Annotated in this window: 26 protein-coding genes and 1 other RNA gene; 16 read left to right on the top strand and 11 right to left on the bottom strand. The window is 66.4% G+C overall.

The genetic code is table 11. The features are described from left to right. Positions 1-44 precede the first annotated feature (44 nt). On the bottom strand, positions 45-368 hold the full coding sequence (locus GGR13_RS12550; RefSeq protein ID WP_183213890.1) for a DUF1476 domain-containing protein: 324 nt from the start codon (positions 366-368) through the stop codon (positions 45-47). Positions 369-639: 271 nt separating this feature from the next. Here GGR13_RS12550 and purC point away from each other — a divergent pair, with 271 nt between their 5' ends. Genes purC through purQ form a run of 3 tightly spaced genes read left to right on the top strand, consistent with a single transcriptional unit; the run spans position 640 to position 2,348 of the window. Then, the gene (gene purC, locus GGR13_RS12545; protein WP_183213889.1) at positions 640-1,398 is read left to right on the top strand and encodes a phosphoribosylaminoimidazolesuccinocarboxamide synthase; all 759 of its coding nucleotides are present in this window, start codon (positions 640-642) and stop codon (positions 1,396-1,398) included. Next, complete coding sequence (purS, locus tag GGR13_RS12540) at positions 1,398-1,634, top strand: phosphoribosylformylglycinamidine synthase subunit PurS (RefSeq protein WP_183213888.1); 237 nt, start codon at positions 1,398-1,400, stop codon at positions 1,632-1,634. Before purC ends, purS begins: the two co-directional genes overlap by 1 nt. Before the next feature lie 51 nt (positions 1,635-1,685). Further along, a complete protein-coding gene (gene purQ, locus GGR13_RS12535) occupies positions 1,686-2,348 on the top strand; it encodes a phosphoribosylformylglycinamidine synthase subunit PurQ (RefSeq protein ID WP_183213887.1) in 663 nt (220 codons plus the stop codon). Here the strand turns inward: purQ and GGR13_RS12530 are convergent. Both GGR13_RS12530 and GGR13_RS12525 read right to left on the bottom strand, forming a co-directional pair. Next, positions 2,345-3,322 carry an aspartyl/asparaginyl beta-hydroxylase domain-containing protein gene (locus GGR13_RS12530; RefSeq protein WP_183213886.1) on the bottom strand — a complete coding sequence of 326 codons (978 nt, stop codon included), beginning with the start codon at positions 3,320-3,322 and terminating at the stop codon, positions 2,345-2,347. The two genes, purQ and GGR13_RS12530, sit on opposite strands and share 4 nt — an antisense overlap. 43 nt (positions 3,323-3,365) lie before the next feature. Beyond that, positions 3,366-3,560 (bottom strand): hypothetical protein, encoded by a 195-nt coding sequence (locus GGR13_RS12525; RefSeq protein ID WP_183213885.1) that lies wholly within the window; start codon positions 3,558-3,560, stop codon positions 3,366-3,368. A gap of 156 nt (positions 3,561-3,716) precedes the next feature. Here GGR13_RS12525 and GGR13_RS12520 point away from each other — a divergent pair, with 156 nt between their 5' ends. The 6 genes from GGR13_RS12520 to GGR13_RS12495 all read left to right on the top strand — a co-directional run bounded on the left by GGR13_RS12520 (position 3,717) and on the right by GGR13_RS12495 (position 12,533). Continuing rightward, entirely contained in the window at positions 3,717-4,517 is an 801-nt protein-coding gene (locus GGR13_RS12520) for a hypothetical protein (RefSeq protein ID WP_183213884.1), read from the top strand. Positions 4,518-4,572: 55 nt separating this feature from the next. Beyond that, positions 4,573-6,771, top strand: a complete 2,199-nt coding sequence (gene purL / locus GGR13_RS12515) for a phosphoribosylformylglycinamidine synthase subunit PurL (RefSeq protein WP_183213883.1) — start codon at positions 4,573-4,575, stop codon at positions 6,769-6,771. Positions 6,772-6,785: 14 nt separating this feature from the next. Further along, on the top strand, positions 6,786-7,226 hold the full coding sequence (locus GGR13_RS12510) for a DUF305 domain-containing protein (protein WP_183213882.1): 441 nt from the start codon (positions 6,786-6,788) through the stop codon (positions 7,224-7,226). Between the two features lie 15 nt (positions 7,227-7,241). Next, on the top strand, positions 7,242-8,654 hold the full coding sequence (locus GGR13_RS12505) for a cytochrome P450 (protein ID WP_183213881.1): 1,413 nt from the start codon (positions 7,242-7,244) through the stop codon (positions 8,652-8,654). A 55-nt stretch (positions 8,655-8,709) separates the two neighbouring features. Beyond that, entirely contained in the window at positions 8,710-10,278 is a 1,569-nt protein-coding gene (locus GGR13_RS12500) for an alkaline phosphatase D family protein (protein WP_183213880.1), read from the top strand. A gap of 80 nt (positions 10,279-10,358) precedes the next feature. Next, the gene (locus GGR13_RS12495) at positions 10,359-12,533 is read left to right on the top strand and encodes a prolyl oligopeptidase family serine peptidase (protein WP_183213879.1); all 2,175 of its coding nucleotides are present in this window, start codon (positions 10,359-10,361) and stop codon (positions 12,531-12,533) included. A gap of 10 nt (positions 12,534-12,543) precedes the next feature. Here GGR13_RS12495 and GGR13_RS12490 read toward each other — a convergent pair whose 3' ends face one another. From GGR13_RS12490 to GGR13_RS12465, 7 genes are all read right to left on the bottom strand, one after another. Further along, complete coding sequence (locus GGR13_RS12490) at positions 12,544-12,876, bottom strand: BlaI/MecI/CopY family transcriptional regulator (RefSeq protein ID WP_183213878.1); 333 nt, start codon at positions 12,874-12,876, stop codon at positions 12,544-12,546. Between the two features lie 8 nt (positions 12,877-12,884). Then, positions 12,885-13,343, bottom strand: a complete 459-nt coding sequence (locus GGR13_RS12485) for a hypothetical protein (protein WP_183213877.1) — start codon at positions 13,341-13,343, stop codon at positions 12,885-12,887. Positions 13,344-13,412: 69 nt separating this feature from the next. After that, a complete protein-coding gene (locus GGR13_RS12480; RefSeq protein WP_183213876.1) occupies positions 13,413-14,237 on the bottom strand; it encodes a TIGR00282 family metallophosphoesterase in 825 nt (274 codons plus the stop codon). Between the two features lie 3 nt (positions 14,238-14,240). Beyond that, positions 14,241-14,795 carry a 5-formyltetrahydrofolate cyclo-ligase gene (locus GGR13_RS12475; protein ID WP_183213875.1) on the bottom strand — a complete coding sequence of 185 codons (555 nt, stop codon included), beginning with the start codon at positions 14,793-14,795 and terminating at the stop codon, positions 14,241-14,243. Between the two features lie 47 nt (positions 14,796-14,842). After that, positions 14,843-15,005: non-coding RNA, 6S RNA (gene ssrS, locus GGR13_RS16935), on the bottom strand. A gap of 51 nt (positions 15,006-15,056) precedes the next feature. Continuing rightward, positions 15,057-15,371, bottom strand: coding sequence for a cell division protein ZapA (locus GGR13_RS12470; protein ID WP_183213874.1), 315 nt, complete (start codon positions 15,369-15,371; stop codon positions 15,057-15,059). Further along, positions 15,371-15,625, bottom strand: a complete 255-nt coding sequence (locus GGR13_RS12465; protein ID WP_183213873.1) for a hypothetical protein — start codon at positions 15,623-15,625, stop codon at positions 15,371-15,373. Before GGR13_RS12465 ends, GGR13_RS12470 begins: the two co-directional genes overlap by 1 nt. A gap of 141 nt (positions 15,626-15,766) precedes the next feature. Here GGR13_RS12465 and tkt point away from each other — a divergent pair, with 141 nt between their 5' ends. The 4 genes from tkt to GGR13_RS12445 are packed head-to-tail and all read left to right on the top strand — an operon-like array spanning position 15,767 to position 19,674. After that, positions 15,767-17,719 (top strand): transketolase, encoded by a 1,953-nt coding sequence (tkt, locus tag GGR13_RS12460; RefSeq protein ID WP_221230708.1) that lies wholly within the window; start codon positions 15,767-15,769, stop codon positions 17,717-17,719. Further along, entirely contained in the window at positions 17,719-18,579 is an 861-nt protein-coding gene (locus tag GGR13_RS12455) for an alpha/beta hydrolase (RefSeq protein WP_183213871.1), read from the top strand. Before tkt ends, GGR13_RS12455 begins: the two co-directional genes overlap by 1 nt. After that, positions 18,576-18,959 carry a VOC family protein gene (locus tag GGR13_RS12450; RefSeq protein ID WP_183213870.1) on the top strand — a complete coding sequence of 128 codons (384 nt, stop codon included), beginning with the start codon at positions 18,576-18,578 and terminating at the stop codon, positions 18,957-18,959. Before GGR13_RS12455 ends, GGR13_RS12450 begins: the two co-directional genes overlap by 4 nt. A 52-nt stretch (positions 18,960-19,011) precedes the next feature. Next, positions 19,012-19,674 carry a DsbA family oxidoreductase gene (locus GGR13_RS12445; RefSeq protein WP_183213869.1) on the top strand — a complete coding sequence of 221 codons (663 nt, stop codon included), beginning with the start codon at positions 19,012-19,014 and terminating at the stop codon, positions 19,672-19,674. Here GGR13_RS12445 and GGR13_RS12440 read toward each other — a convergent pair. Then, positions 19,671-20,957: a S41 family peptidase gene (locus GGR13_RS12440; RefSeq protein WP_183213868.1), complete on the bottom strand. Its 1,287-nt coding sequence runs from the start codon at positions 20,955-20,957 to the stop codon at positions 19,671-19,673. The genes GGR13_RS12445 and GGR13_RS12440 overlap by 4 nt on opposite strands. A 157-nt stretch (positions 20,958-21,114) precedes the next feature. Between GGR13_RS12440 and gap the strand changes: the two genes are divergently transcribed. The 3 genes from gap (at position 21,115) to fba (ending at position 24,676) form a co-directional block, all read left to right on the top strand. After that, positions 21,115-22,122 (top strand): type I glyceraldehyde-3-phosphate dehydrogenase, encoded by a 1,008-nt coding sequence (gap, locus tag GGR13_RS12435; protein WP_183213867.1) that lies wholly within the window; start codon positions 21,115-21,117, stop codon positions 22,120-22,122. Positions 22,123-22,291: 169 nt separating this feature from the next. Next, positions 22,292-23,488, top strand: coding sequence for a phosphoglycerate kinase (locus GGR13_RS12430; protein WP_183213866.1), 1,197 nt, complete (start codon positions 22,292-22,294; stop codon positions 23,486-23,488). Positions 23,489-23,590: 102 nt separating this feature from the next. Further along, positions 23,591-24,676, top strand: a complete 1,086-nt coding sequence (gene fba, locus GGR13_RS12425; protein ID WP_183213865.1) for a class II fructose-bisphosphate aldolase — start codon at positions 23,591-23,593, stop codon at positions 24,674-24,676. Positions 24,677-24,718: the final 42 nt, after the last annotated feature.

Raw genomic sequence — 24,718 nt, 5'->3', positions numbered from 1 at the left:
ACGCAAGGGGACGGGGCCGCTGGTCGCGGGTCCGTCCTGCCGGATTATTCGCCCGCGCGGACCTGATCGCGGGACATGGAGGCAAACTCGTCCATCTTGGAACGGATTTCGCCCTCGGAGACACTGAGGCCCGAACCCTTGAAGTCTCCGGCGATCTTGCGGAACACGTCTTCTTCACCCGGTTGCTCGAAATCCGACCGGACGACGGCGCGCGCGTATTCTTCGGCAGAGTCCGGCGACAGACCCATTTTCTCGGCCGCCCACAAGCCCAGGAGCTTGTTCCGACGCGCCATGGCCGTGAACTCTTGCTGCTGATCGAGGGCGAACTTGGTTTCGAAGCCCTTTTCCCGATCGTCGAAGGTGGTCATCGCGGGTCTTACGCTCCAGACGCGGACCGAAATCATGGCCTCGCAATGGCCGTCTATAGCCCGACCACGGACCAACGCAACCGGCATCAGCGCCCGGCAGGCCGCGTGCCGGGCGTGCTGGCGTTTGTGTCACAGCGCGGGTTCCGCTATGGCATTGCCCGACACACGTTTCCGCCAGCCCGATGCCGGACCGCGCCGCCCAGAGAGCTTCTCCGGGAGCGCGTTTTTTGTTTCTGGACCGGCTCTTACCTTTTCCCGTCAGGGACCGAGCATGAATACCAAGCGCAAGAAGATCTACGAAGGCAAGGCGAAGATCCTTTACGAGGGCCCCGAGCCCGGCACCTTGATCCAGTATTTCAAGGACGATGCCACGGCCTTCAACGGCGAAAAGAAGGCCCAGCTCGAGGGCAAGGGCGTCATCAACAATCGCATCAGCGAATTCATCATGAGCCGTCTGAACGGCATTGGCGTGGCCAACCATTTCATCAAGCGGCTGAACCTGCGCGAACAGCTGATCCGCGAGGTCGAGATCATCCCGCTCGAGGTCGTGTGCCGCAATGTAATCGCCGGATCGCTGGCGACCCGCCTCGGCCAGGAAGAGGGCACCCCCCTGCCCCGCTCGATCATCGAGTTCTATTACAAGAAGGACGAGCTCAACGATCCGATGGTGACCGAGGAGCATATCACGGCGTTCAACTGGGCCTCGGGACCAGAGCTGGACGACATCCTGGCCACGACCCAGCGGGTCAACGACTATCTGTGCGGCATGTTTGGCGCCGTTGGCATCACCCTGGTGGACTTCAAGATCGAGTTCGGCCGGGTGTGGGAAAACGACTTCTCCCGCGTGATCCTCGCCGACGAGATCAGCCCCGACTCCTGCCGCCTCTGGGACGCCACCACGGGCGAGAAGATGGACAAGGACCGGTTCCGCCGCGATCTCGGCAATGTCATCGAAAGCTATGCCGAAGTGGCGCGTCGTCTCGGCATCATGAAGGACATGCCCACCGTGATTCAGGGGGGACTGCACTGATGGCCCGGATCAAGGTCCACGTCTTCCTGAAGCCTGGCGTGCTGGATGTGCAGGGCAAGGCTGTCGAAGGCGCGCTGCAGGGCCTGGGCTGGAGCGGCGTGTCCGATGCCCGTGTCGGCAAGCTGATCGAGTTCGATTTCGACGGCGAAGGCGATCCCGCCGCCGAGGCGAAGACAATGTGCGAGCAGCTTCTGGCCAATACGGTCATCGAAAGCTACCGCATCGAAATCGCCTGAGCTCAGCCCATACGCTGACAGTCCGTACCAAGCCTGCTAGAGGCCCGCACCATGAGCGCAGCCGTCATCGTCTTTCCGGGTTCCAACTGCGATCGTGACTGCAAGGTCGCGATCGAACGCTCGACCGGTGAACCCGTCCAGATGGTCTGGCATCAGGAAACCAGCCTTCCCGAAGGATTGGACCTGATCGTGCTGCCGGGCGGCTTTTCCTACGGCGACTACCTGCGATGCGGGGCCATGGCCGCCCAGTCGCCGGTGATGCAGGCCGTCAAGCAGGCCGCAGACGACGGCGTTGCCGTGCTGGGCATCTGCAACGGCTTTCAGATCCTGTGCGAGGCCGGAATGCTGCCGGGTGCCCTTTTGCGGAACGCCGGGCTCAAATACGTCTGCAAGCCGATCAGCCTGACCGTCGCCAATGCCCAGACGCGCTTCACCGCCGGGTATCAGGGGCAGCGCGAAGTCATTATGACCCAGGGGAATGGCGACGGGAATTTCTTTGCCGAACCGGAAGAACTCGCCCGGCTCGAGGGCGAGGGCCAGGTCGTGTTCCGCTATGTCGACAACCCCAATGGATCGGCGGCCAACATCGCCGGGATCCAGAATGCGCGTGGCAATGTTCTAGGGATGATGCCGCACCCGGACCGGGCGTTTGAAGCCGAACTGGGCTCGGCGGACGGGGCCACCCTGTTTCGCAGCATCTACGCCGCCGCCTAGACGCCCCAAGCCTGGCTGGGCGCATAGGCGTCGATGGCCCCGAACATGGCGGTGATCAACCCCCGCTCCTCGGGCGTGATCTCGTCCTTCCAGACATCGAAGATCAGGATGATCCGGTCATGGTCGCTGTCGTTGCGCGCCTCGTGCTCGATCGTGTCGTCAAAGGCCCAGGCCACGCCGTCCCGCCATTCCCGGACCGTGTTGCCCACTCTCAGGCGGCACCCGGGCGGGGTAATCAGCGGCAGATGACAGATCAGCCGCGTATTGATCACGCCGTTGTGGGGCGGGATTCGCGCGCCGGCCGACAGTTTGGAGAACAGGATCGACGGCGTCCGGCCCGGAATCCGGCACAGCGGGACCGCGGCAAGCGCCTTGAGGGTCGCAGGACACCGGGCGGCGATCCCGGATTGTTCAACGCCATCCTTCCAGAGAAAGATCGCACTCCAGTCGGGGTTGTCGAGCATCCCGGCCTGGTCGCCATTGGGCCGATCCTCACGCGACTCGACATACGGTCGAAAGAGCTCCGGTTCGGCCAGCAGCGCCTGAAGCTCTGCGCGAATTAGGGACGCGTCTCGTTCAACGGCATCCAGCCATGGCAGGCTTTCGCGATCCGCGTACTCGATCTGTGGCAGCCCGGGAAATAGATAGAAGCGCGGCTCCTGGAAAAAGAGCCGTTTGCGCCCCGCCATCAGATCGAGCGACAGCGAAAACCGGGCGCTGGACTGATCAGGATTGAAGCCGGCAGCGTTCAAGCGTGACTGGAGATGGGCTTCATAGGCTGCCGTCTGCGTATGAATCACCGAAACCGCGCGCTGCAGCGGCTCGACGAGGTCCGGCGACACTTGCCCCATCTGCCGGGCGAGCTGCACGGCTCTGGTGTAGAACGCCGTCGCGCCCCGACCGTCCCCACGCGCCATGAACGCATCGCCTCGCGCAATCAGGTCGCGCAGATCCCCGGAACCGTCAGATGACATCGGTCGATGGAAGCCACCCGACGGCCCGGCGTCAAGCCTTGGATCAGGTCTCGTCGGTCGACGTACCTTCTTCTTCCTCGTCATCGACTTCGACATGGACGTTCTCGTCATCGCGAGACTGAACGTCACCCGCATCGCGCTGCGCCGCCAGTTCGCGAGCCCCGACGCCGAGTCCCTGTTCACGGCCGCGCGTCGCGGACACTTCATCGGTTTCGAAATGGATTTTGGGATCAGCCATGATTGCCTCCTGTTGCTTGGCCCCTAAACGTCCCCGCAGGCCGGCGGTTGCCATGGGCCATGCGCGCAACAGTTCCTTGAACCTTTTCGCTCCGTCGCGCGTATGGTGCAGCTCAATGCTGAAGCTGGCGCTTGCCAGATCCGCGCAGGAGCCAAAATGTCATCGATCGTTCGCCCGACGGGCCCTCAGCAGACCCGGCGCCTCGTCGTCCTCGCTGCGACTGTGTTCTCGATCGCCGCCGGCCAGATCCAGCAGATGGGCGGCTTTGGTCAAACCCCGGCCGAGTTCGCCGCCGACAGTGACGCGACACTGCGGGTCGTCGGATACGCCTTTGCGATCTGGGGTGTGATCTACCTCTGGCTTTCCGCCTATGCGATCCGGCAGGTCCTGCCCGCCACGGGCGAAAGCGACATGATCCGGCGCTTCGCCCTGCCATCGATCGTGGCCATGATCTTCATCGGCCTGTGGAATTTCGCGGCGGCCTTCGATCAGGAAGTCGCCACCATTGTCATCATCTCGACGGCCTTGCTTGCGCTGCTGATCCCCCTGCTCAGGCATGGAGCCCTGATCCGCTCGCTGTCACGCGGCGATCGGGATCGCTGGCTGGTCGCCTGGCCGCTGGCCCTGCTGGCGGGATGGCTGACCGTGGCGACACCCGTCAACATCGTCACAGTGGCGACCGGAAACGGCGATCTTCCGACCTTCCTGTCCCCTACGGCCTGGGCTCTGGTGGCGGTCCTGATCGTGGTCCTGATCGGTGTCCTGGTCACCTGGCGAACCCGCCTGCTGGCCTATTCCCTGCCGATCGTCTGGGGTCTGGCCGGCGTGGTGGTCGCGGAACAGGCCCGCAATCCGGTGCTGGCCTATGTGACCGCCTTCGAGGCTGCCCTGCTCCTGATCGTGGCGATCGTCCTCGTCTTCCGCGTCAAGCCGGGTGTGGAGCGCGCGCGCGTCTGATCTTGCGTCCGTCAGGGACTGACATCGGGCGGGTTCACCGCTAGAAGCGCGGTCCATGAGCGCAGCGCAGAAGACCACCGCCGAACTGGCCGCCGAATATGGCCTGGCCCCTGCCGAATATCAGGTCGTCCTGGACCGGCTCGGGCGTGAACCCAACCACGTCGAACTGGGCGTGTTCTCGGTGATGTGGTCCGAGCACTGTTCGTACAAGTCGTCCAAGATCCACCTCGGCAAATTCCCCACCACCGGCCCGCGCGTGATCTGCGGCCCCGGGGAAAACGCTGGCGTCATCGACATCGACGATGGCGACGCCTGCATCTTCAAGATGGAGTCCCATAACCACCCCTCCTACATCGAGCCCTACCAGGGCGCGGCGACCGGCGTGGGCGGCATCATGCGCGATGTCTTCACCATGGGGGCCCGCCCGGTCGCCCTCCTGAACGCGCTGCGCTTCGGGGACATCGGACACGAAAAGACCCGCCGCCTCGTCAGGGGCGTCGTCAGCGGCATCGGCGGCTATGGCAACTGTGTCGGCGTGCCGACGGTGGCGGGCGAGACCAATTTCCACTCAGGCTACAACGGCAACATTCTCGTCAATGCCATGTGCGTCGGTCTGGCGAAGGCCGACAGCATCTTCTACTCGGCCGCCCCCGGTGCGGGCATGTCCGTGGTCTATTTCGGCTCCAAGACCGGCCGCGACGGCATCCACGGGGCGACCATGTCCTCGGCAGAGTTCGACGATGAATCGGACAGCAAACGCCCCACCGTCCAGGTCGGCGATCCCTTTGCCGAAAAGCTGCTGATCGAGGCGACTTTGGAACTGATGGCGTCCGGTGCCGTCGCTGCGATCCAAGACATGGGTGCGGCCGGCATGACGTCGTCTTCCGTCGAGATGGCGGGCAAGGGCGGCGTCGGCATCGAGCTGAACATGGACGCCGTCCCCCAGCGCGAGGAGGGCATGACGGCCTATGAGATGATGCTTTCGGAAAGCCAGGAGCGGATGCTGGCGGTCCTGAAGCCCGGCCGCGAGGAAGACGGCCACCGCATCTTCAAAAAGTGGGGTCTGGACGCTGCCGTGATCGGCATGACCACCAACACCGGGCGGCTGATCCTGAACCATCATGGCGAGGTGGTCTGCGACGTGCCGCTGGCCCCGCTGTTCGACGATGCCCCGCTCTACGACCGGCCCTGGACCCAGCCGGTGCTGCACCCGCGACTCGACCCCGCCAGCGTGCCCGCACCGGAAAGCTGGGTCGATGCCGTCCTGACCGTCCTCACCTGCCCGGACATGGCCTCCAAGCGCTGGATCTGGGAACAGTACGACCGCCATGTCATGGCCGACACGCTTCAGGATTCGGCCACGGGTGCCGACGCCGGCGTGGTGCGCGTGCACGGAACCGACAAGGGCCTGGCGGTCACCAGCGACTGCACCCCCCGCTATGTCCAGAACGACCCCTATGAGGGCGGCAAGCAGGCTGTGGCCGAGGCCTGGCGCAACCTGACCGCGGTTGGGTCGCAGCCGATTGCCATCACTGACAATCTGAATTTCGGCAATCCCCAGCGCCCGGAGATCATGGGCCAGATCGTCCGCGCCATCGATGGCATGGCCGAGGCCTGCCGCGCGCTGGACTTCCCGGTCGTGAGCGGAAACGTCTCGCTCTACAACGAGACCAATGGCGTCGCCATTCCGCCCACTCCGACGGTTGGAGCGGTGGGACTGCTCAAGAACTATGATGTGGTGACCGGCTTCTCGACCATGGCCGAGGGCGACACCCTGATCCTGATCGGCGAGACTCGCGGCGAACTGGGGGCCTCCATCTATCTGCGCGAGGTTCTGGGTCGCGAGGACGGGGCACCGCCGCCGGTGGATCTGGCGCTGGAGCGAAAGACCGGCGACTTCGTGCGCGACCTGATCGAGACCGGTCGCCTGACCTGCGTCCACGACCTGTCTGACGGCGGTCTGATCGGCGCCGTGGCGGACATGGCCCTGGCCAGCGACTGCGGTGTGGAGATGAACCCCACCAGCGCCGAACACGCCCACATCTTCATGTTCGGAGAAGACCAGGCGCGCTATCTGGTCGCCGTGCCCAATCCCGTCGAGATCATCGCTGCAGCCCAGGAGGCCGGCCTGCACGCTTCGGTCGTTGGCCATGCAACTGGCCGTGATCTTGCGTCCGGCGACCTGTTCCGGCTGCCGCTGGCGCATCTGCGCGAAATGCACGAAAGCTGGATGCCGAACTGGATCGAGACGTGAACGGAGACCCCACGATGCGCGCCCTTCTGATCATCGCCTCGGCCCTGGCCCTGACCGCCTGCGGACAGGGAACGACCGACAAGGCCGGAGACAAGGCGGCCGACCACGCTGCAGCCGGGCACGACGGCGCGACTGCCGGGGCCGGCGATGCCGCCTTCGCCGCCTCCGAGGCCGCGATGCATACCGAGATGGCCGCAGCGACCGGCGACACGGTCGATGAGTCCTATGTCGCCAAGATGATCGCCCATCATCGCGGAGCCGTGGCCATGGCGGACGTGGCCCTCGCCCAGTCCCAGGACCCCGGCATCCTGCGCATGGCCCAGATGGTCAAGGACACCCAGACGGCCGAAATCGCGGAAATGCAGGCCTGGCAGCCCGCACCACCCGTCGCGACACCACCGGCGGCGCCTGCGGCAACGACGACACCCGCGAGCCCGGAAGCCGCCGCGAACTGAGGCTAGACTGGCGACATGACCGAGACCCTGTCGCCCCCCGTGTTTCGCCCCGCCGTCCCCCCGCGGCGTGAAGGCCCGCTGCCGCTCGTCCCCTTCCTCTGGCACAGCTGGCGCGATCCGCTCGGTACCTGGTCGAAGCGGCATTTCGAGGAACCGCAGCTGTACGGGGAAGGCCCGCTGGGCTCCGTCATCGTCGTCAGCCATCCGGCTGGCGTGCGCCATGTCCTGACCGACAATGCCGCCAACTACCGCAAGGGCGACCTCCAGCGGCGCATCCTGGGGCCTCTGCTATCCGAAGGACTTCTGCTCACCGAAGGTGACGTCTGGCGGCGTGGCCGTCGAATCCTCGCCCCGCTCTTCACCCCTGCCCGGATGCGCGGCCTTACGACCCGTATGGCCGAGGTGTGCGCCGCCCGCGTGTCCGGCTGGGACCTGAAGTTCGGTCCGCAGGTCATGGACATCGACAGTCAGATGTCGACCCTGACGTTCGAGATCCTGTCAGCCACCCTGTTCAGTGACGAGCTGGGCGGCGAGGCGGCGGGCTTCGAAAAGGCCCTGAACCGCTATCTGTCCATCGGCGCACGGATCGATCCGCTGGATGTGCTGGATGCGCCGAACTGGATACCCCGCCTGGGACGGCTGGCGTCCTACCAGTCGGCCGTCTTCTTCGAGAAGCGTGTTGCGGCCCTGGTGGCGGCACGGCGAGCCCGGATCGAGTCGGGCGATGCCGCCCCGCAGGACCTGCTCAGCGCCCTGCTGTCAGCCCGCGACGAGGCCGATGGCTCGGCCCTCTCGGACCGGGAGGTCTCTGCCAACATCCTGACCTTCATCCTGGCCGGGCACGAGACCACGGCCCGCACGCTCGGCTGGGCCCTGCATCTGATCTCGCGGGCCCCGGAAACGGCGGCGCGGCTGAAGGACGAGGCCGACAGATTCGACATTTCCGATTCGGCATGGGCCGAAAACCTCGCCTGGACGCGCGCCGTGATCGAGGAGTCCATGCGGCTTTTCCCACCGGCTCCGACGCTGGAGCGCACAGCCATCGGTCCGGACGTGATCGAGGGTCCGGGCGTCGAGGCACAGGCCATCAAGGCCGGGACGATGGTCATTATCTCGCCCTGGGTCCTGCACCGGCATGAGAAGCTCTGGGACGACCCGGCCGCCTTCCGGCCCGAGCGGTTCCTGCCCGAGAACCGCAAATCCGTGGACCGCTACGCCTGGATCCCGTTCAGCGCCGGGCCGCGGGTCTGCATCGGGGCGACCTTTGCCCTGCAGGAAGCGATGATCGCCCTCGCTACCATCCTGAAGGTCGCGGAGGTCGAAGCGATCACGCCGGTCGAGCCGCGACCCGTGCACCAGATCACCCTGCGATCGCGCGAGACCATGCGTCTGAGGCTGAGAGCGCGCGACGGACGGCCGGCCGCATAGCGACTGTCACAAAGGCCTATTAGGTCTGTTGGGCAACCCAGTCTGGAGTGAACATATGGCCGGCATCGATCTTTCGCGGCGAGGCCTGCTGCTGACCGTGGCAGCAGGCGGTGCGACCCTGGTCGCCGGGCGCCAGGCGATGGCGCAGATGGTGTTCGAGGACAATCCGTTCCAGCTCGGCGTCGCGGCCGGAGATCCCCTGCCCGACGGCTTCGTGATCTGGACCCGCCTCGCCCCCCGCCCGCTGGAACCCGATCACGGCATGCCGTCGCAACCCGTGGCCGTCAGCTGGGAAGTCGCGACCGAGCAGGGCTTCGGCGACAGTGTGGTGCAGAAGGGCGACACCGTCGCCCGCCCCGAACTGGGCCACGCGGTCCACGTCGAGGTCGGCGGCCTGGAGCCGGGCCGGCCCTATTTCTATCGCTTCACCGCCGGTCGCGAACGCTCGGGCACCGGCCGGGCCAAGACCACGCCCGTGGTCGGCTCCGCCCTCGCCGCCGTGAAGTTCGGCGTCCTCGGCTGCCAGGCCTATGAGTCAGGCCACTACACGGCCCATCGCAAGATCGCCGGAGAGGACCTCGACTTCATCTATTGCTACGGCGACTACATCTACGAAGGGCGCGGCAACCGCGTTTACGGGGGGCTTGAACCCCGCGAAAATCTCCGCACCCACATCGGCGGCGAGGTCTATACGGTCACCGATTACCGGCAGCGCTATGCCCAGTACAAGATGGACACCGACCTCCAGGCTTCGCACGCTTCGGCGGCGTGGTTCACCGTCTGGGACGATCACGAGATCGATAACAACTGGGTTTCGGACCTCGATCAGGACGGCACCGATCCCCAGATCTTCGCCCTGCGACAGGCGGCGGCGATGCAGGCCTATTACGAACACATGCCGCTGCGGAAATCGTCCTTCCCGCGCGGATCGGCCATGCAGCTCTATCGTCGGGCCCAGTATGGCAACCTGCTGGACCTGAACCTGCTGGATACCCGCCAGTTCCGCACCGATCAGCCCTGTCAGGACCGGTTCAACAGTGGCTGCGACGGCATCAACGACCGCACGGCCCAGGTGCTGGGCGAGGCCCAGGAAGCGTGGCTTCTAAACAATCTGGACCGGTCGGAAGCGACGTGGAAAGTGCTGGCCCAGCAGATCATGGTCATGGATCTGGACCGCAATCCGGGTGAGGACTACGGGGTCAACACCGACAGCTGGGCAGGCTATCGGGTCCCGCGCGAGCGCCTGCTGCGCCACATCCGCGACCGCCGCATCGCCAATACTGTCGTCCTGACCGGGGACGAGCACCAGAACTATGCCGGCGAGCTCTATCTGGACGGCCGCAATCCCGAGGGTGCCCCGATCGCGACCGAGTTCGTCTCGACCTCGATCAGCTCCGGCGGCGACGGTCAGGACCAGCGTCCGGACCAGGCGCAGTTCCTGAGCGCCAACCCGCAGCTGAAATTCCGCAACAGCCAGCGCGGCTATGTAATCTGCGACGTAACGCCGGAACGCTGGCAGACCGAGTTCAAGGTTCTGGACCAGATCCAGGATCGCAATGGCGTCCTGACGACGCGTGAGACGCTGGCGGTCGAGGCCGGGGACGCCCGGCTGACCGCCGCCTGATCCATCGTCTGTCAAGATTACGTCGTTTGACAAGCGCGACGTCGCATGAGTTGATCTGACCGTTGACGAGGGGGCGGGTCATGCTTGTCGAACGGCGTAAACTCCTGATCGGTGCCGCAGCGCTGGCGCTGGTCGCCGGCTCCGGTCAGAGGGTCGCGGCACGCGGCTCCTTGATCCCGGTGCCACCTGTCGCCCGCGTCGAGCCCGTGACCGAAACCTTCTTCGGGCAGTCGGTGACCGATCCCTACCGCTGGATGGAAACCCGCACCGACCCCGACTGGGAGCCGTTCATGCGCTGCAACGCCGCCCACGCAGAGGCGACGCTGGCCGCCATCCCCGGCCGGGCTGCGATGCTGGAGCAGATCTCGGCCCTGACCGGATCGAATGCCACCGCCACGGCACCGGTCCCGGCGGGCGGCAAGCTGTTCTACACCAAGCGCGCCGAGGGCAAGGACACCTCGGCCCTGATCGTGCGCGAAGGCACGGTCGATCGGGTCCTGGTCGATCCGGACGCGCTCAAGGCGGGCGGCAGCCATGTCTCGCTGGACTGGTGGGTGCCGTCTCCCGACGGATCGCATGTCGTCTATGGCCTGTCCCCGTCAGGCTCGGAAGACTCCGTCCTGCACATCATGCGGGTGGCGGACCAGACCATCCTGCCCGAGCGGATCGACCGCACGCAGTACGCCTCGCCATCGTGGCTACCGGACGGCACCGGTTTCTTCTATCTGCGGTTCGGAAACGCCGCCAAGGGCAGCGTCGACTATTACAAGGACAGCGTGGCCTGGCTCCATCGGGTCGGCACCGAGGCCGAGGCCGACATCGAAATTCTGAAACGGGGCAAGTATGACGCCATACCCCTGACCCCGTCCGAGTTCCCGGTCCTGATCACCGACCCGACGTCGGATCATGTGCTGGTGGCCGTCTTTGGCGGCGTTCGTCGCGAGAACCCCGTCTGGTCCACCCTCCTGTCCGACCTTGTGGCCGGCACGCCCCGGTTCAAGCCTGTCGCGACGCTGGAAGACGAGATCACCACCGTCGGGTGGAAGGGCGATGATCTCTATCTTCTCAGCACACGGGACGCCGAGAACGGCAAGGTCCTGAAGGTCAGCATGTCCTCGCCCGATCTGTCGGCCGCCGAGGTGGTCATCCCCCACGGCGATCGGGTGATCGAGGGCCTCGCCCACGCCCGGGACGGCCTCTACGTCAGCTTCATGGAGGGCGGATACCAGAGCCTGGCCAGGGTGAATCCGTCCGGGACGCTGACGCCTGTGCCCCTGCCCTTCGAGGGGTCCATCCTTCAGACCAACGCCAGCACATCCGAGCCCGGGGTCTATCTGCGGCTGACCAGCTGGCTGGAGCCGGTCGGCGTGTGGCGGGTCGGTGCAGACGGGACCGTCACCGACACCGGGCTTTCGCCCAGGCCCGACATCGACACCTCGCCCTTCGAAGCCATCCGCGATTTCGCCACCGCGCGGGATGGCACGCGCGTGCCGGTCTCGATCATCGCCAGAAAGGGCCTGGTGCGCGACGGTTCGGCTCCGACGCTGGTCAATGCCTATGGGGCCTATCAGATCTCGTCGACGCCCGGTTTCGCGACCCGGGCCGTGCCGTTCCTGGCGCTGGGCGGCGTTCTGGTCACGGCGCATGTGAGAGGTGGCGGGGAATACGGCAAACGCTGGTGGCGCGCGGGCCAGAAGCTGACCAAGCCCAACACCTGGCGCGACCTGATCGACGTCAGCGAACATCTGATCAAGGCCGGTTGGACCTCATCGGCCAAACTGGGGATCGCGGGCGGCTCCGCCGGCGGCATCACCATGGGCCGGGCCCTGACCGAGCGGCCGGACCTGTTTGCGGTCGTCGTGCCCGAGGTCGGCTGTCTCAATGCCCTTCGCATGGAGTTCTCGCAGAACGGTCCCGGCAATATCGATGAGTTCGGCACCGTCACCACCGAGGACGGGTTCAGGGGCCTGTACGCCATGGATTCCCTGCATCACGTCGTCGACGGGACCCGCTATCCGGCCGTGCTGATGCCTCATGGCATGACCGACCCGCGCGTCGAACCCTGGCACTCCGCAAAGATGACCGCGCGCCTCCGGGCAGCGGCGGCACCGGACAGCGGGCCGATCCTGCTGCGGGTGGATTTCGAGGCCGGCCACGGCATCGGCTCAACCCGTAGCCAGCTGGATGCCCTGGACGCCGACATCTACAGCTTCCTGCTGTGGCAGACCGGTCAGGCCGGCTTCCAGCCGGCCTGACGCCGCGTTCCTAATCGGGACGCTCTCTCGAGCGACCGACATGGGCGACCAGACGCTCGAGCCGGCCTTCGAACAGCCGATCGGCGAGCGCCTGAACCTCGGCGTCCAGATAGGTTTCGCGGTCGATCAGGGCGCGGTAGGTCAGCCGGCCATCATCGCGGTCCGGGCGTACGGCCTTCTTGCGCATCAGGCGGCCCAGCAGGGTCTTGATCGTGGCATCGCCCCAGGGCTGGGCCAGTCGCACCTCCTCGATCAGACCCGTCGGCGTCAGCGGGCCCCGTCGCCAGAGCGCCGCCAGGATCTCGCTCTCGGCTTCGGTGACATGGATGGGAGTGACAGCCATGACCGGGCTCAGGGCCTCAGAATGGCGCGATCGATCCGGGCCTCGACCGCCCAGTTGCAGATCACGGCAATGACCCCGGCCAGCAGGCCCAGCATGGCGATCGTGGCTCCCTCGGCCAGGCCGGGGGCGATGACGGCGAAGGGAACGGGCTCTCCGACATTCGCAAGGCCGATCAGGATCATGACGCCATTGAACGCGGCTCCCAGCAGGCCGATCAGTGGCCCGCCCAGTCTCAGCGCCGACAGAAAGGCCGAGCCGCCGACCAGGGCCGGGCCCGCCATGATCTTGCGGACCGCGATGACCATCGAGGCCAGCATTCCGGCGATCAGCAGGACCATCAGCAGCTTCATCGTTGGCGCGGCATCGCCGAAGATAGTCCCGAGGGTGACGGCCTGCGGCTGGGCCAGGGCGGGCGTCGCGACCAGCACGCCCAGAAGGGCGGGAGAGAGACGGTGCAGAACGGCCATGACATCCTCGTTTGATTACATCTGTAATCTCAGATTACATGCGTAATCAGTTCCGTCAATCGATGATCTTCAGGCCGCTTCTGGGATCGCCTGTTTCAGCCGCCCGCCAACCCGGATCGGCTCGATCCGCGTGGCCAGGCCGGTCCGGTCGTCGGTCTCGACATAGACGCCACAGATCGTTGCCGGGCCGTGCGCGGGAGCGTAGCGACCGCCCGAGATCCGGGTCGTGAACCGCCGCAGCGGCTCTTCCTTCTCGTTGCCGATGACGCTGTCATAGTCGCAGCAGCCCCCGGCGTCCGTCTGATAGGCCGTACCGCCCGGCAGGATCTGGGCGTCCGCCGTTGGGACATGGGTGTGGGTGCCGATCACGAGGCTGGCGCGGCCATCACAGAAATGACCCATCGCCATCTTCTCGGACGTCGCCTCGGCATGCATGTCCACGATCACGGCGTCGGCCGCGACACCCAGCGGACAGGCGTTCAGCTCGCGGTCCACGGCGCTGAACGGGTCGTCGTTGGGGTCCATGTGGATACGGCCCAGCACATTCATGACCAGCACCGTCTTGCCCGAAGGCGTCTCGAACAGATTGGCCCCGGCGCCTGGCGCATCCATCAGTCGCGGATAGTTGGCCGGCCGGATCAGGCGCGGTTCGCGCACGATATAAGTCAGGGCCTCCCGCTGGTCCCAGGAGTGGTTGCCCAGGGTCAGGCAGTCAGCCCCGGCCATGAACAGCTCGCGCGCCGTGTTTTCCGTGATGCCGAAGCCGCCTGCCGCGTTCTCGGCATTGACCACCACGAAGTCGAGCTTCAGGTCGCGCTTCAGCGCAGGCAGGTGGTCGGTCAGGCCATCACGACCGGACTTGCCGATCACGTCGCCGAAGAATGCCAGTCTCATGTGTCAGGTGACCTTTCGGGTCGCGATATAGCCGACCTCCGTCAGAACGCCATCCAGCCACTGATCATGCGCGTCCATCGGTAGCGCCTCGACCGCCTGTCCGGAATAGGCGAGGCCGATCCGGGGAACGGCCGGCAGGGCAGCAAACGTCCGGTCGTAATAGCCTCCGCCCTGCCCCAGCCGTCCGCCGTTTCGGTCAAACGCCAGCAATGGTGTCAGGATCAGGTCCGGTATGACCTCGTCAGCCAAAGGCAGCGGTGCCGGACATCCGCCTAGGTCTGTCTCGAGCGGATCGCCCGGCGTCCAGCAACGAAAGATCAGGGCTTGGCCCCGCTCTGTCACCACCGGCAGGCACAGCCGCCGTCCGGTCTGTTGCAAGGCCCTCGCCAATGGCTCCGGATCCAGTTCGGGACCAACAGCAGCATAAAGCGCCACCATGGAGGCTTGGGGGAGTTCCTTTGCGAAGTCCGCGACCTGCTGGCTGGCGTCCGGCAAGGCATCCGCCAGTTGCTTGCGGAGGGCCCTCATGGTCGCGCGCAACTGGGGCTTGGACGTCATCGCAAGGCCGTTACGCAGCGAGCGCGATCGCTCGGGTGGAATGGGTTGGCGGCGCCATAAGAGCCGTGAAGGACGGTTTAAATCCTCTCGAGCCTGGGTAGCCAGGTGGGCTCCGTGTGCTCGACCCCACGAGGTCGGACAGGGACAGATCCCTTCGAGTGAATTAAGGCCGCGAGGATATGTTGCCTTCGACGAGAGCCACAGCAAGACCCGCCAAGGAGCAAGATAGGCGCTACTTAGGCCGCGAACAAGCGGCCTGGCTCAGATGCTCTGCGCCAGCTTCTCCAGCCGCGCGGCCACGGCGTTCAGCGCCTCTGCGACACCCGCTTCGGGATCGGCGGCGGGGATCGGCGGCACCGCCAATTCGGACGCCTGCCTCGCTTCGTGCAGTTCGTCCGCGAGCACCAGGGCCGCCATCAGGAAAAGCCGCAGGTCACCGACATGGCCCACGTCGCTGGCCACGCTCCTGACGTTCCGGTCAAAAAGCCGGGCAAGCGTCTTGACCCGCTCCTCCTGACCATCGGCGCATCCGACGGCATAGGGGCGACCGTTGATGTCGACCGTGACCGTCGCCATCAGGCGGGCTCGTTCAGAAGGCCACGCATGGCCTGCGCCGCTTCAGCGAGCATGTCCGACGCCTCGCGGCCCGCGGCCTCCAGCGCGGCAATGCGCGCCGCATCGGCAGGGTTCGGCGTACGCGGGGCAAACAGGTCGTCGTCGGTGATCGGCGGGGCGCTTGCAGGGCGGGCCTTCAGCTCCAGCACCTTGCGCTCCAGCGCGGCGAGAGCCTGATCGATACGCTCTTTCGCAGCGGTCGTGGCATCAGCCATCGGTCTCTCCCTCCAGATTTCTTATAGAACGCGTTGCCGCGCCGGGGTAAAGCGCCCGCGCCGTCCTTTTTCCGCCTTCCGACGAAAGACACCGCCGTGGCCAAGTCCGAAACCTCTTCTGCCAAGGCCTCGCCCGAGGCCATGGCCAATGCCATCCGTGTGCTGGCCATGGATGGCGTCGAAAAGGCGAACAGCGGTCACCCCGGCATGCCGATGGGCATGGCCGACGTGGCGACGGTCCTTTTCTCGAAATATATGAAGTTCGACGCCTCGCGTCCGGACTGGGCCGACCGGGACCGGTTCATCCTGTCGGCGGGCCACGGATCGATGCTGATCTACGCCCTGCTGCACCTGACCGGCTACAAGGCGGCTACGAAGGACGAACTGTCGAACTTCCGCCAGTGGGGATCCAAGACCGCTGGCCACCCGGAATGGGGTCATATGCCGGGCGTCGAGACCACGACCGGTCCGCTGGGTCAGGGCCTCGCCAATGCCGTGGGGTTTGCGCTCGCCGAGCGACACCTCGCCGCCCGTTTCGGTGAGGACCTTGTCGACCACCGCACCTGGGTCATCGCCGGGGACGGCTGCCTCATGGAGGGCGTGTCTCAGGAAGCGATCGCACTGGCGGGTCGCTATAAACTGAACCGCCTGACCGTCCTCTGGGACGACAATGCCATCACCATCGACGGCGCGGTCAGCCTGTCGGATGCGACGGACCAGGCCGGACGCTTCAAGGCGGCTGGCTGGGCGGTGAAGGCGGTCGACGGCCACGACATGAAGGCCATCTCCAAGGCCATGGCCTGGGCCACGAAACAGGACAAGCCGACGCTGATCGCCTGCCGTACCAAGATCGGCAAGGGCGCGGCCACGATGGAAGGCAGCCACAAGACCCACGGGGCCGCCCTCGGCGCCGCAGAGATTGCCGCGACCCGCCTGGGCATGAGCTGGGATCACGAGCCCTTCGACCTGCCAACGGAAATCGAGACCGCCTGGCGCAAGGTCGGCAAGCGCGGCGGCAAGGCTCGCAAGGCCTGGGAAGCGCGTCTGGCGCGGTCGCCTCACGCCACCGAGTTCACCCGCGCCATGCGCGGCGACCTGCCCGAGGGCGCCTTTGATGGCCTGAACGCAAAGATCGCCGAGCTGATCGAGACGAAACCCGCCCAGGCCACGCGCCAGGCGTCCGGTGCCGCCCTGGATCAGCTGTTCGGGGCCATCCCCGACATGATCGGCGGCTCGGCCGACCTGACCGGCTCGAACAACACCTTCGTCAAGGACACGCCCATCCTCGACGGCCCCGACTATGCGGGCCGCTACATCAACTACGGCATCCGCGAGTTCGGCATGGGCACGGCCATGAACGGCATGGCGCTGCATGGCGGGGTCATCCCCTACGGCGGCACCTTCATGGTCTTCTCGGACTACAGCCGCCCGGCCATCCGGATGGCGGCCCTGATGGGCATCCGGGTCATCCATGTGCTGACTCACGACAGCATCGGCCTCGGCGAGGACGGCCCGACGCACCAGCCAATCGAGCATCTGGCCGCCCTGCGCGCCATCCCGAACCTGCTGGTCTTCCGCCCGGCCGATACGGTGGAGGCCATGGAATGCTGGCAACTGGCGCTGGAGCACAGGAACACGCCCTCCGCCATGGCGCTGTCGCGGCAGAAGACGCCCGCCGTCCGGACCGAGGCCGGGTGCGAGAATTTCTCGGCCCGCGGCGCCTATGAGCTGAAATACCTGACCGAAGGCGAGGCCCGAGTCACCCTGTTCGCCTCGGGCACCGAGGTCGCCATCGCCCTCGCCGCCGCGGCCACCCTCGACGCCGAAGGCCTGCCCACGCGGGTGATCTCCGTTCCCTGTTTCGAACTGTTCGAGCAGCAGGACGCGGCCTACCAGGCCTCAATCCTCGGCCGCGGCACGATCCGTGTCGCCGTCGAGGCCGCGGTGAAACAGGGTTGGGAACGGTTCATCGGCGAGGACGGGGCCTTCATCGGCATGTCCTCCTTCGGCGCATCGGCCCCGGCCGAGGTCCTGTACCGCGAATTCGGCATTACGGCCGAGGCCGTCGTGGCAGCGGTCAAGGCACGGGTGTGATGCCTCGTCCGGGCCTGATCGCCACGGCCATGGCCCTGGCAATCGGCAGCCTGTCACCCGCCCTGGCGCAGGTGCCTGATGCACCGGTCTCGCGCCCGATCGTCATCGGCCAGTCGTACACACTGCCATCCGCGATCATGGACGAGCCGCGCGAGATCAACGTCTGGCTTCCGCCCGGCTATGCCGACAGCGGACAGCGCTATCCGGTCCTGTACATTCTGGATGGCGGGATCGATCAGGACTTCCACCACATCAGCGGCCTGGCCCAGCTGGGCACCATCGCCGGAACCACGCGCGACATCATCGTGATCGGGATCACCTCTCGTGATCGCCGCAACGAGCTGGCGCTGAGGTCCGAAGATCCCGAACTGATCGCCGCCTATCCGACCCAGGGTCAGTCCGCGCGCTTCCGTCGGCATCTGACCGAGGAAGCCCTGCCCTTCGTCGAGGCGACCTTCCGCACCGATGGCGAGGCCGTGCTGATGGGCGAGTCGCTGGCGGGCCTGTTCGTGGTCGAGACGTTCCTGAAACAGCCCGCCCTGTTCGATGACTATGTCGCCATCAGCCCCAGCCTCTGGTGGGACGACGGCGAATTGGCCACCCAGGCTGCGACATTGCTGGCCGCCCATCCGGCGGGGCCGCGCAAGCTGATCCTGACCATCGCCGACGAGGGCGGCGAGATGCAGACCGCCATGGACGCCCTGGTCGCGGGCCTGACGACGGCGGCTCCGGCGGATCTGGTCTGGACCTATGAGCCCCGCCCGCACCAGACCCACGCCACCATCTATCACGGCGCGGCGATGGAGGCCCTTCGCACCCTGTTTCCCGTCCCGGCCACTGAGCCCGCCACCGCGCCATGAGCCATCTGTCCGCGCTCAGCCTGCTGGTCCGCGACTATGACGAGGCCATCGCCTTCTATGTGGGCAAGCTGGGGTTCGACCTTACCGAGGACACCGACCTGGGGGGTGGCAAACGCTGGGTTCGCGTGACGCCGAAGGGCGGACAGACATCGCTGCTGCTGGCCCTGGCCAGCACCGACGCCCAACGGGCCCAGGTCGGCGATCAGGCCGGTGGCCGCGTCTGGCTGTTCCTCCAGACCGACGACCTGATGCGCGACCACGCTGACTGGTCGGCCAAGGGCGTCCATTTCCGGGAGGCCCCGCGTCATGAAAGCTATGGCAAGGTCGTGGTCTTCGAGGACCTGTATGGCAATGCGTGGGATCTGATCGAACCGGCCTGACTGGCCTGCTGCTTCTCAAGCCTGTATGCGCCGACGATCCGGAGTTGCTGCCATGGCCCGAACGCTGAAGATCGACTTCGTCTCCGACGTCATGTGCCCTTGGTGCATCGTCGGACTGGGCGGGCTGGAAGAGGCGCTCCGGCGGCTCGACGGCGTGGTCGAGGCCGAGATCCGGTTCCAGCCGTTCGAGCTTAACCCGGCCATGCCGCCGGAAGGCCAGAACATCGTCGAACACATCGGCCAGAAATACGGCGCGACGCCCGAACAGTCGGCCAGCAACCGCTTCATGATCCACGCCCGCGCAGCCGAGGTCGGGTTCGACATGCGCACCGGCCCCGACAGCCGCATCTGGAACACTTTCGACGCCCACCGTCTGCTGTTCTGGGCTGGAGTTGAAGGTCGCCAGCACGCCCTGAAGCACGCCATGTTCGACGCCCATTTCACCGATGGCCTCAACATGTCCGACCCCGCCGTCCTGGCGGATACAGCCCATAAGGCGGGGCTGGATCGCGACGCTGCCGCCGACGTCCTGGCCTCCGGTCGCTACGCCACCGAGGTCCGGGCCGAGGAACAGGCCTGGCAGGCGCGCGGCATCACGAGCGTACCCGCCGTCATCATCAACGACCGCTACCTGATCTCCGGCGGCCAGCCCGCCGACGTCTTTGAACAGGCCCTGCGCACCATCGCTGCCGAGGCGGACGCCCCGCCCGCCTAGAACGGCATGCTGGCAACTGCCCCCGCCCGGACCTGCAGCCTGTCCGCACCCAGTGCCGCGATCGCAACGTCCAGAATTGGATCACGACCGACGCCAAGGTCGTCGGCAGACGACTCCACCACAACGTCCGGCGAGACGCCGCGCTTCTCCAGCCGAACGCCGCCCGACGTCCGGAAATCGGCCCGGCTAAGGGTCAGGCGTCCCCCATCGGGCAGGGTCGTGTCCTGCGAAATCAGCACAGCCCCCGCCGTATGCTCTCCGACAACAATGGCACGACCGGCTTCCTGCAAGGCGGCGGGTGTCAGCTCGGCGGCGCTGCGGCTGCTTCCGTCCACCAGGACCGCGAGGTCATTGCTGACGGGGGCATTCAGATCCCCACACCCCTGACGCACCCTCAGCGTGGTCGAGCGTCCGGAGCGCGCCGTGCGCGTCGCCCAGACCTGACGATCGGGCAGGAAGCATGACAGCGCCGCGTCGGCCTCCATCAGCAACCCGCCGGGATTGGCACGAAGGTCCAGAATGACATCGGTGTCCGGCGCCAGCTCGGCCAGCTGCGCGCCAAGCCAGCGCCCGAGTCCGGCCTCGAAGGCATCGATCCGCAGCACCAGCAGCCCGGGTCGCGACCGGTCGACACTGAAGGCGGGGACGGGGTCCATCAGACGCGGCGTCAGGGACATCCGGTGCGTCACACCCGCCTGATCGACCAGCTGGAGGGCCACCGCCGTACCCTCGGGCAATTCGAGCTCAGGCCCCCAGCGCTCGCCATTGATTGCGTCCAGACGCCAGCCCGGTGCAATCCCGGCCTCCTGGGCCGGCGAGCCATCCCGAATGCGTTCGATCCGCTGGGAACCATCCGGCTGGTCAAACAGGGTCATGCCCATGACGGGTCGTCGCTGACGCTGACTGTCCCGACGCCGCACCGATGCCGCCGGCAAAGCCGCCGCATGGTCGTCATCCAGCAGGTCGAGCATGGCGTTCATCGCCCGGTACAGCTGCCGGTCATCCGGGGCCGCCAGGGCCACGGGGCGCCAGGTCTCGCGGGCCGCGCGCCAGTCGACGCCATGCAGTTTCGGGTCATAGTAGCTGCGCTGGACCTCGCGCCACACGGCGTCGAACACCCGCCGGTTCAGCGCAAGCCTGTCCGTCCCGGCCGTCGTCTCTGCGGCCGTCGTCTCTGAAAGGCCGGCCGCCTGCGCGGGCGCGACCGACAGCAGCAGCACAAGGCTGGCTGCCGCTGCGCTCAGACACCGGGTCGCGAACGAACGAAAGAAGGGGCGGGACATCCCCCCTACCCTAAGCCACTGGCGGCACGGCACTCAAGCGACCCCCGTCGGATCGTTACCTTCGATCACGGCTTGTGACAGCCTTGGGGTTGATCCCGAGGCGTCACGGTTCCATTGAAGCGCCAACCAAAAACAAACCCCTTCAGGAGCCTGCCCCATGACCGTCCGCGTCGCCATCAATGGCTTTGGCCGCATCGGCCGCCTCGTCCTGCGTTCCATCGTCGAACACGGCCGTCGCGACATCGAGGTCGTGGCGATCAACGATCTGGGGCCGGTGGCCACCAATGCCCATCTGCTGAAGTACGACAGCGTCCACGGCCGCTTCCCCGCCACGATCACCTCGGGCGACGACTGGATCGACGTGGGTCTGGGCAAGATCAAGGTCACGGCCGAGCGCGACCCGGCCAACCTGCCCCACCGGGACCTGAACGTGGACATCGCTTTTGAATGCACCGGCATCTTCACGACCAAGGAAAAGGCCTCGGCCCACCTGACCGCGGGTGCCAAACGCGTCCTGGTCTCGGCCCCCTGCGACGGTGCGGACAAGACCATCGTCTACAAGGTTAACCACGACAGCCTGACCGCCGAGGACGTCATCGTCTCGAACGGCTCGTGCACCACCAACGCCCTGGCCCCTGTCGCGAAGGTCCTGCACGACCTGTTCGGCATCGAGCGCGGCTACATGACAACCATCCACTCCTACACCGGTGACCAGCCGACGCTGGATACGATGCACAAGGACCTCTACCGCGGCCGTGCGGCGGCCCTGTCGATGATCCCGACCTCGACCGGCGCCGCCAAGGCCCTGGGTCTCGTGCTCCCGGAACTGAAAGGCAAGCTGGACGGCTCGTCGATCCGCGTGCCCACACCGAACGTCTCCGTCGTGGACCTCAAGGTCGTCGCCGGTCGCGAGGTCACGGTCGAGGAAATCAATGCCGCGCTGCAGGCTGCCGCCGACGGTCCGATGAAGGGCGTCCTGGCCACGACCGACGAGCCGCTGGTCTCCACCGACCTCAACCACATCGCCGCCTCCTCGACGGCCGCCCTGCCCCAGACCCAGGTCGTCGACGGCAAACTGGCCCGCGTCCTGACCTGGTACGACAACGAATGGGGCTTCGCGACCCGCATGGCCGACACGGCCCTGGCGATGAGCAAGCTGATGTAACCGATCTCCTCCCCATCGCCGCTTGGCGATGGGGAGGGGGACCGCGAAGCGGTGGAGGGGCTCTTTCCGCCGCACTGATCCGGGGACACAACCCCTCCGTCACGGCGCGAAGAGGCGCCGCGCCACCTCCCCATCGGCTGCGCCGACAGGGAGGAGACAGGAACCACTGATGACCTTCCGCACCCTCGACGACACCGGTTCACTGGTCGGCAAGACCGCCCTCGTCCGCGTGGATTTCAACGTCCCCATGGAGGACGGCAAGGTCACCGACGACACCCGACTGCGCGTCGCCCTGCCGACGATCCAGACGCTCCGCGACGCGGGTGCCAGGGTCGCCCTGCTGGCCCATTTCGACAGGCCCAAGGGCAAGGTCGTGCCTTCCATGAGCCTGAAGCCGGTCGTGGACGATCTGGAAACCCTGCTGGGAGCCCCTGTCCGGTTCGCGGATGACTGCGTGGGCGACGCGGCGAAGGCGGCGATCGGCGATATCGACGCCGGCGGTGTCATCCTGCTCGAGAACGTCCGCTTCCACGCCGGCGAGGAGGCCAACGACCCCGCCTTCGCCCGGCAACTGGCCGATCTGGGCGACCTCTACGTCAACGACGCCTTTTCCGCCGCGCACCGCGCCCACGCCTCGACCGAGGGCCTGGCCCGTCTCCTGCCGGCCTATGCCGGAGAATCGATGCGCCGCGAGCTCGACGCCCTGGATGCCGCGCTCGGCAATCCGCGCAAGCCGGTGATCGGCATCGTCGGCGGGGCCAAGGTCTCGACCAAGCTGGACCTGCTGAAGAACCTGGTCGGCCAGCTGGACCGGCTCGCCATCGGCGGCGGCATGGCCAACACCTTCCTGTTTGCCCAGGGTATCGACATCGGCGGCTCGCTGGCCGAGCGCGACATGGCCGACACGGCGCTCGAAATCATCGGAGAGGCCAAGGCGAAAGGCTGCGAGCTCCTGCTCCCTGTCGACTTCGTCGTCGCCACCGAGGTCAAACCCGGTGCTGCCAGCCGCGTTGTCATGGCCGGCCAGCCCCTGTCCGCCGACGACAAGATCCTCGACGCCGGCCCCGCCACTGTCGCCCGCCTGGTCGAGGCCCTGACCGCGTCGAAGACCTTGATCTGGAACGGCCCTCTCGGCGTGTTCGAGGTCCCGCCCTTCGACACCGCCACGGTCGCCGTGGCCCACCACGCGGCGGCGCTGGCGCAGGCCGGCGTTCTCGTGGCCGTGGGTGGCGGCGGCGACACCGTCTCGGCGCTCAACCATGCCGGAGTCGCCGACGACATGACCTTCGTCTCGACGGCCGGCGGGGCCTTCCTCGAGTGGATGGAAGGCAAGCCGCTTCCGGGAGTCGTCGCCCTGAACGTCTGAGCGCGCCCGGGCCCATTGCTTTTGCGCTGTTACATTGCGTGACTTCGCACGCGCACACGGCTAAAGCTCGGCCAAAATAAAACTGGCTCAGGAATACAACGCATGGCCCGGATCACACTCCGCCAACTGCTCGATCACGCCGCCGAGGAAGGCTACGGCCTGCCCGCCTACAACATCAATAATATGGAACAGGGCCTGGCCATCATGGAGGCCGCCGAGGCGGTCAACAGCCCGGTCATCATCCAGGCCAGCCGCGGTGCCCGGAACTATGCCAATGACATCGTCCTGGCCAAGCTGATCGACGCCCTTGCCGAACTCTATCCGCACATCCCGGTCTGCATGCACCAGGATCATGGCAACGGCCCTGCGACCTGCGCCACCGCCATCCAGTACGGCTTCACCTCGGTGATGATGGACGGCTCTCTGGAGGAGGACGCCAAGACGCCAGCCTCCTACGAATACAACGTCGAGGTCACCCGTCGCGTCGTTCAGATGGCCCACTCCTGCGGCGTCTCGGTCGAGGGTGAACTGGGCGTGCTGGGCTCGCTGGAGACCGGCATGGGCGAGGCCGAGGACGGCCACGGCTTCGAGGGCAAGCTGGATCATTCGGCCCTGCTGACCGATCCGGATCAGGCCGTCGACTTCGTCAAACAGACCGGCGTCGATGCCCTCGCCATCGCCATGGGCACCTCGCACGGAGCCTACAAATTCAGCCGCCAGCCCGACGGTGAAGTCCTGGCCATGAACGTGATCGAGGACATCCACCACCGCCTGCCGGACACCCACCTGGTCATGCATGGCTCCTCCAGCGTGCCGCAGGATCTGCAGGACATCATCAACCAGTACGGCGGCCAGATGCCCCAGACCTGGGGCGTGCCGGTCGAGGAGATCCAGCGCGGCATCAAGCATGGCGTGCGCAAGATCAACATCGATACCGACAACCGCATGGCCATGACCGGTGCGATCCGGAAGATCCTGATGGAGAAGCCCGGCGAGTTCGACCCGCGCGCCTATCTGAAGCCCGCCAAGGAGGCGATGCGCAAACTCTGCCAGGAGCGCTTCGTCCAGTTCGGCTGCGAGGGCCAGGCCTCCAAGATCCGCCCGCTGTCGACGGCCCAGATGGCCGTCCGCTATGCTTCGGGCGAACTAAACCCGCATTTCGGATCGGCGACCGCCAAGGCCGCCTGAGACCGAAGATCGGACAGGCAAAAGGCCGCCGGGGGCAACCCC

Origin of the sequence: Brevundimonas variabilis (assembly GCF_014199945.1) — a bacterium.
Lineage (GTDB): Bacteria > Pseudomonadota > Alphaproteobacteria > Caulobacterales > Caulobacteraceae > Brevundimonas > Brevundimonas variabilis.
Note: the sequence above shows the minus strand (reverse complement) of the source record. Positions and strands in the feature narration are given on the sequence as shown.

Coding starts and splice junctions, on each gene's coding strand:
- GGR13_RS12550 (WP_183213890.1), bottom strand. CDS start 368: ATGACCACCTTCGACGATCGGGAAAAGGGCTTCGAAACCAAGTTCGCC.
- purC (WP_183213889.1), top strand. CDS start 640: ATGAATACCAAGCGCAAGAAGATCTACGAAGGCAAGGCGAAGATCCTT.
- purS (WP_183213888.1), top strand. CDS start 1,398: ATGGCCCGGATCAAGGTCCACGTCTTCCTGAAGCCTGGCGTGCTGGAT.
- purQ (WP_183213887.1), top strand. CDS start 1,686: ATGAGCGCAGCCGTCATCGTCTTTCCGGGTTCCAACTGCGATCGTGAC.
- GGR13_RS12530 (WP_183213886.1), bottom strand. CDS start 3,322: ATGTCATCTGACGGTTCCGGGGATCTGCGCGACCTGATTGCGCGAGGC.
- GGR13_RS12525 (WP_183213885.1), bottom strand. CDS start 3,560: ATGGCTGATCCCAAAATCCATTTCGAAACCGATGAAGTGTCCGCGACG.
- GGR13_RS12520 (WP_183213884.1), top strand. CDS start 3,717: ATGTCATCGATCGTTCGCCCGACGGGCCCTCAGCAGACCCGGCGCCTC.
- purL (WP_183213883.1), top strand. CDS start 4,573: ATGAGCGCAGCGCAGAAGACCACCGCCGAACTGGCCGCCGAATATGGC.
- GGR13_RS12510 (WP_183213882.1), top strand. CDS start 6,786: ATGCGCGCCCTTCTGATCATCGCCTCGGCCCTGGCCCTGACCGCCTGC.
- GGR13_RS12505 (WP_183213881.1), top strand. CDS start 7,242: ATGACCGAGACCCTGTCGCCCCCCGTGTTTCGCCCCGCCGTCCCCCCG.
- GGR13_RS12500 (WP_183213880.1), top strand. CDS start 8,710: ATGGCCGGCATCGATCTTTCGCGGCGAGGCCTGCTGCTGACCGTGGCA.
- GGR13_RS12495 (WP_183213879.1), top strand. CDS start 10,359: ATGCTTGTCGAACGGCGTAAACTCCTGATCGGTGCCGCAGCGCTGGCG.
- GGR13_RS12490 (WP_183213878.1), bottom strand. CDS start 12,876: ATGGCTGTCACTCCCATCCATGTCACCGAAGCCGAGAGCGAGATCCTG.
- GGR13_RS12485 (WP_183213877.1), bottom strand. CDS start 13,343: ATGGCCGTTCTGCACCGTCTCTCTCCCGCCCTTCTGGGCGTGCTGGTC.
- GGR13_RS12480 (WP_183213876.1), bottom strand. CDS start 14,237: ATGAGACTGGCATTCTTCGGCGACGTGATCGGCAAGTCCGGTCGTGAT.
- GGR13_RS12475 (WP_183213875.1), bottom strand. CDS start 14,795: ATGACGTCCAAGCCCCAGTTGCGCGCGACCATGAGGGCCCTCCGCAAG.
- GGR13_RS12470 (WP_183213874.1), bottom strand. CDS start 15,371: ATGGCGACGGTCACGGTCGACATCAACGGTCGCCCCTATGCCGTCGGA.
- GGR13_RS12465 (WP_183213873.1), bottom strand. CDS start 15,625: ATGGCTGATGCCACGACCGCTGCGAAAGAGCGTATCGATCAGGCTCTC.
- tkt (WP_221230708.1), top strand. CDS start 15,767: ATGGCCAATGCCATCCGTGTGCTGGCCATGGATGGCGTCGAAAAGGCG.
- GGR13_RS12455 (WP_183213871.1), top strand. CDS start 17,719: ATGCCTCGTCCGGGCCTGATCGCCACGGCCATGGCCCTGGCAATCGGC.
- GGR13_RS12450 (WP_183213870.1), top strand. CDS start 18,576: ATGAGCCATCTGTCCGCGCTCAGCCTGCTGGTCCGCGACTATGACGAG.
- GGR13_RS12445 (WP_183213869.1), top strand. CDS start 19,012: ATGGCCCGAACGCTGAAGATCGACTTCGTCTCCGACGTCATGTGCCCT.
- GGR13_RS12440 (WP_183213868.1), bottom strand. CDS start 20,957: ATGTCCCGCCCCTTCTTTCGTTCGTTCGCGACCCGGTGTCTGAGCGCA.
- gap (WP_183213867.1), top strand. CDS start 21,115: ATGACCGTCCGCGTCGCCATCAATGGCTTTGGCCGCATCGGCCGCCTC.
- GGR13_RS12430 (WP_183213866.1), top strand. CDS start 22,292: ATGACCTTCCGCACCCTCGACGACACCGGTTCACTGGTCGGCAAGACC.
- fba (WP_183213865.1), top strand. CDS start 23,591: ATGGCCCGGATCACACTCCGCCAACTGCTCGATCACGCCGCCGAGGAA.